At 42.3% G+C, this 2,174-nt stretch carries 1 protein-coding gene; it reads right to left on the bottom strand.

Going from position 1 to position 2,174, the window contains the following annotated elements; genetic code table 11:
- On the bottom strand, window positions 1–1,906 hold a 1,906-nt coding region (locus N3A72_12420), incomplete at its 3' end, for a PAS domain S-box protein (protein ID MCX7920381.1).
- Window positions 1,907–2,174 lie beyond the last annotated feature (268 nt).

Raw genomic sequence — 2,174 nt, 5'->3', positions numbered from 1 at the left:
CTTCCGGAGTGCTTTGAAACATCCCTTCAACCGCTCGTTCGAAAATCGTTCGGTATCGCTCTTCACTAACGCGCAAATGTTCAGTTAATAGGAGCGCTTCAAATGCTGGTGCAATAATCGGCACTATCGCCATCAATAGTTCAATGTGTCGAGTGGTATATGCGTTCGGCTGATAACTCTGAATTGAAATTATCCCGACAATTCGGTCTTTAACGACTAACGGAATATATAATAACGATTCTGACCGACGTGACGTATCGCCGACTAAAATCGGTTTGAATTTTTCTACTATTCCTGGTTTCCGCAGGTTTAAATACGGTTTCCGTTGTAGAATAACCGTTTTGTAGATATCTCCTTCCGGATTAAATTGGACGTGGGTTAATCCGATTTCTTGGAACGTTCCATTAATCGTATCGTACGCTTTGATTCCGATAGTATTTTTCGTAGTTTCATTATAAGCATCAATGAAAAACGCATCACACGGCATAATTTCACGGAGTAGCGCTGTGAACTTGGTGCAGCATTCGTCGATGGTTTTCCCTTCAGCAGTAATCTGAGCGACCCGGGTCTGTAGTAACAACAGTTCGTTCTGCTCGCGTAACGTTATTTCCGCTTGTTTCTGGTCAGTTATATCCTGCAAGATACCTAATGAACCATAAACGTTACCATGCGCATCAAATAGTTGGATAGCCGTATCAGCTAACCATTTCGTTTGCCCGGATTTCGTCCGAATCCGCATTTGTGCACTCCATTGCCGGATAAGTCCGGCTCGGGCACGACGTATCGCTTCTGATAAAGATAATCCAGCAGCTTCCCCATATATTTCTAGTTCTTCAACGAGCTTGTTCCTTACATCCGTTTTATTGAACTCTTCTGCCGTATAGCCGGTTAACCGCTCAATGCCCTCTCCCAGATAATCATACTGCCAAGTAACATAATTCATCTGATACGGCACCGCATTCGCTTGCGTTATTGCCCGACGGTAAAGGTCATGAATCATTTCCAGTTGAACTTCCGCTTGTTTTCGTTCAGTTATATCTTCGAGACGAACCATAATCAAATCCGGTTCGATATACGCATAGGTTGCTAAAACCAATTTTCCGGGAACGAAATGCTGCGAAATCAGTTCGCGAAAAACAACCGTTTTTTCCGTAAAACATTGCTGCAAGTCATGTAAAATATCTTCACGGTCATGATACAACTCTTTTGCAGTTTTACCGAGAAACTGTTTCACTCTGCCGTTGGTAAGTTTTTCTGCCGCTTGGTTATACGCAATCAATTGAAAATCATCATCAGCGGTTTTCTGCCAAGTAAATGTAGGAATAGGGTTGGATTCATATTGCGTTTTAAATCGGAGTTCATTTTGCCGAAGTGATTCTTCTGCCTGTTTCTGTTTAGTAATATCAAATACCGTAACTAACACGCGCGCATACGACGATTCAAATCCCGGCGCTACTACCCAGGAGAGTAATAGATAGAGTTTATCACCCGTGAAAGTATAATTAACCGATTCGAGCGAGCATTGCGTTTTTCCTTCGGCAATCGCTAGGATAGTTTCTTTAAATGCGGGATAACTCGCATCGCCGGCAATCCGATGGATATCTCGAATGAATGTCGGTTTATCGGTTGCCTTGAATAAATCGAGTGTCGCCTGATTGACATCCAGTATCCGCATTAGCGAAAAACAGCGGCTGACTTCTTCCGGATGCGAAGTAAAATAACCAGGAATATCAGTGACCCCTTGAGCGCGTAACGAATCGATATATGTTTTAATTGCAGATAAATCTTCTATCCAGAGCGAACACGGAGCGTTTTCGAAAAACAGTTGGTAATGGTGTAATTCAGAAGCAGAACCGTTATATTTTTCTAATTCTATTTTAGCGGGTGAATCTTTCTTTTTTCGCATAAAAAAGGATTGGGTTGGTGACGTTTTCGTAAGAACATCGTATTAAATATAACATTGTTTTGACCTTAAGTCAAGTGAAATCGTTTGGATATAACATCAAATTCAGCCGTCCCGAATGGGAGTATGATTTGGTTTCGTTCCATTCACCCCAGCATTGCATACTGGGCTAGATTCAGTCGCCCCATCCGGGCTATCGAAATGCTTTTTGTTAATCCGCAGCATGCGGATGATTGAAATTTGTTCCATGCAACCCCTGTCTCTTATACAC

The sequence above is a fragment of the bacterium genome, from assembly GCA_026416715.1.
Taxonomy (GTDB): Bacteria; UBP4; UBA4092; order JAOAEQ01; family JAOAEQ01; genus JAOAEQ01.
Note: the sequence above shows the minus strand (reverse complement) of the source record. Positions and strands in the feature narration are given on the sequence as shown.